At 42.9% G+C, this 2,756-nt stretch carries 2 protein-coding genes and 2 tRNA genes; all 4 read left to right on the top strand.

Annotated features, from left to right (window positions below):
- Positions 1–281 precede the first annotated feature (281 nt).
- The 4 genes from pth to MSG37_RS21195 all read left to right on the top strand — a co-directional run bounded on the left by pth (position 282) and on the right by MSG37_RS21195 (position 2,755).
- The gene (gene pth, locus MSG37_RS21180; protein ID WP_248472779.1) at positions 282–866 is read left to right on the top strand and encodes an aminoacyl-tRNA hydrolase; all 585 of its coding nucleotides are present in this window, start codon (positions 282–284) and stop codon (positions 864–866) included.
- A 52-nt stretch (positions 867–918) separates the two neighbouring features.
- Positions 919–2,010, top strand: coding sequence for a redox-regulated ATPase YchF (gene ychF, locus MSG37_RS21185; protein WP_248472781.1), 1,092 nt, complete (start codon positions 919–921; stop codon positions 2,008–2,010).
- Between the two features lie 528 nt (positions 2,011–2,538).
- A tRNA-Met gene (locus tag MSG37_RS21190) sits at positions 2,539–2,615 on the top strand.
- A 55-nt stretch (positions 2,616–2,670) separates the two neighbouring features.
- Positions 2,671–2,755 (top strand) — tRNA-Leu (locus MSG37_RS21195).
- Position 2,756: the final 1 nt, after the last annotated feature.

Consider the following 2,756-nt stretch of genomic DNA (forward strand, 5'->3'; position numbering starts at 1 on the left):
GTTAACGCACGGTAGGAAAGCTCCCTTTTAGGGAGTTATATCAAAGCCACCTTCTTCAGAAGGTGGATCTTTTACTTTTGCTCGCTATGCCTCAGATTTTCTGCATATAGCGTGATTGAGTAGCACCATATTAGTTGCTCGATTGACATAAACAATAATTGAAATTTGCGTATAATTTGTTGGTAGCCTATTTGAGTGCTAAAATGCCGCGTTTTTAATTTTGCGGCTAGGGCTGAACCTTGGCGGCAAAACTTAAGTAAGGCAATAACAGACTGAGTACTATGAGCAATATTAAACTGATAGTTGGGCTTGCAAATCCCGGCGCGCAGTATGAGCGAACTCGCCATAATGCTGGTGCGTGGTACGTAGAAGAACTCGCTAGAGTCTGTGGTGCCACATTAACATTAGATAGCAAGTACTTTGGCATGACAGCAAGAGCTACCTTGCATGGCAAAGATGTACGGCTGTTAATTCCGACAACCTTTATGAACTTAAGTGGTAAGTCGGTTGGTGCATTAGCGAATTTTTTTCGTATCGCACCAGAAGAAATATTAGTTGCGCACGATGAGCTAGATATGCCGCCGGGCGTTGCGAAGTTCAAGTTGGGTGGTGGCCATGGCGGCCATAATGGTCTTAAAGATATCATTGCAAAACTTGCTAATGATAAAGGCTTTTACCGTTTACGCATTGGTATTGGTCACCCAGGCGATAAAAGCCAGGTGAGCAATTACGTACTAAGTAAAGCTTCCCCAACCGATCAAGAACTGATGGATGCTGCCGTTGATGAAGCTGTGCGTTCAACAGAAGTCTTGTTCAACCAAGATATGGCAAAGGCGATGCATAGACTGCATTCTTTTAAAGCTTAAACAAGTGCTTGGAGCTTTGCTTCAAGTCATTCATTGATATAAAGGTAACAATATGGGTTTCAAATGCGGCATCGTAGGCCTGCCAAACGTTGGTAAATCAACACTTTTCAACGCACTAACTAAAGCTGGTATCGAAGCGTCGAACTTCCCGTTCTGTACTATTGAACCAAATACAGGTGTGGTTCCTGTGCCGGATCCACGTCTAGATGCATTGGCTGAAATCGTTAAGCCAGAGCGCATCTTAGCAACAACAATGGAATTTGTTGATATTGCAGGCCTTGTTGCTGGTGCATCTAAAGGTGAAGGTCTAGGTAACAAGTTCCTAGCTAACATCCGTGAAACTGATGCAATTGGCCATGTTGTGCGTTGTTTTGAAGACGATAATATTGTTCACGTTGCTAATAAAGTTAGCCCTGCAAGCGATATCGAAGTGATTAACACTGAACTTGCTCTTGCTGACCTAGATTCATGTGAGCGTGCTATTACTCGTCAAGCTAAGCGTGCTAAAGGCGGCGATGCAGAAGCTAAGTTTGAAGTGGCTGTTCTTGAAAAGATGCGTCCAGTATTAGACGAAGGCAAAATGCTACGTTCTATGGAGCTAACTAAAGAAGAACTTGCTGCTGTTGGTTACCTAAACTTCCTAACGCTTAAGCCAACTATGTATATTGCTAACGTAGCTGAAGATGGTTTTGATAATAACCCTCACTTAGACACAGTAAAAGCAATCGCAGCTGAAGAAAATGCTGTTGTTGTTGCAGTATGTGCTGCAATTGAATCTGAGCTTGCTGAAATGGATACCGAAGACCGTGAAGAATTCATGGCTGATCTAGGTTTAGAAGAGCCAGGTCTGGACCGTGTTATTCGTGCAGGTTACGACTTATTAAGTCTGCAAACTTACTTTACTGCCGGTGTTAAGGAAGTTCGTGCTTGGACGGTACGTGTTGGCGCAAGCGCACCACAAGCGGCCGGTGTTATTCACACTGATTTTGAGCGTGGATTTATTCGTGCACAAGTTATGGCGTACGATGACTTCATCACTTATAAAGGTGAAGCGGGGGCTAAAGAAGCCGGTAAGCTACGTGTAGAAGGTAAAACCTACACAGTTAAAGACGGTGATGTAATGCACTTCTTATTTAACGTATAACTTTAATTATACGTTGAAAAGCAAACGGCGACTTACATAGTCGCCGTTTTTGTATCTATGGTTTGCCTACAATTTATAGCTGTATTTTTTATGACAGCGATTAAAGTTGATTAGAACAGGCGTCTATCTACCTAAATAACGTTTAAGTGATCATAAGTTGTTTGGCTGTCGTAGGTAGCTAGATGACTGTTGATGTATAGATTAGAACGCCTAGCGAATAACAACGTCGCGGTAGCGAGTTGAAGCTTCGATATATAAGCATGGATTTGACCGTAAAAAAGGGCATTTAAGTACATTCATCTAGTAGAGTTCGTTAATAAAATTCACTACAGCAAGAATGCTCAAGGCGAAAAAACGCTAAAATGTTCTTAGAAAAGGCTGTTTTTTGGGTGTCTGTTGCTCAGTTTGGTGAACTTATCGCCGAACAATGCGCTTTCGGTAAATTTGCAGAAAAAAGCAGTTGACCTGATTAAGCCTAATAAGCATAATACGCCCCGTTCCCCAGACAGGGGGATGAAAAAGAAAGATGGCAATGTAGCTCAGCTGGTTAGAGCACAGCACTCATAATGCTGGGGTCGCAGGTTCAAGTCCCGCCATTGCTACCATCTTTTCAAGATGTAAAATATGAACATCGTGTTCTGGATGTGAAGCAGAGTCTGTGCGGGAGTGGTGGAATTGGTAGACACGCCAGATTTAGGTTCTGGTGCCGCAAGGTGTGAGAGTTCAAGTCTCTCTTCCCGTACCAT

The sequence above is a fragment of the Shewanella sp. 1CM18E genome, from assembly GCF_023161665.1.
Classification (GTDB): Bacteria; Pseudomonadota; Gammaproteobacteria; order Enterobacterales; family Shewanellaceae; genus Shewanella.

Bases quoted from the DNA above. Each gene is read 5' to 3' on its own strand.
- pth (WP_248472779.1), top strand. From the start codon at position 282: ATGAGCAATATTAAACTGATAGTTGGGCTTGCAAATCCCGGCGCGCAG.
- ychF (WP_248472781.1), top strand. From the start codon at position 919: ATGGGTTTCAAATGCGGCATCGTAGGCCTGCCAAACGTTGGTAAATCA.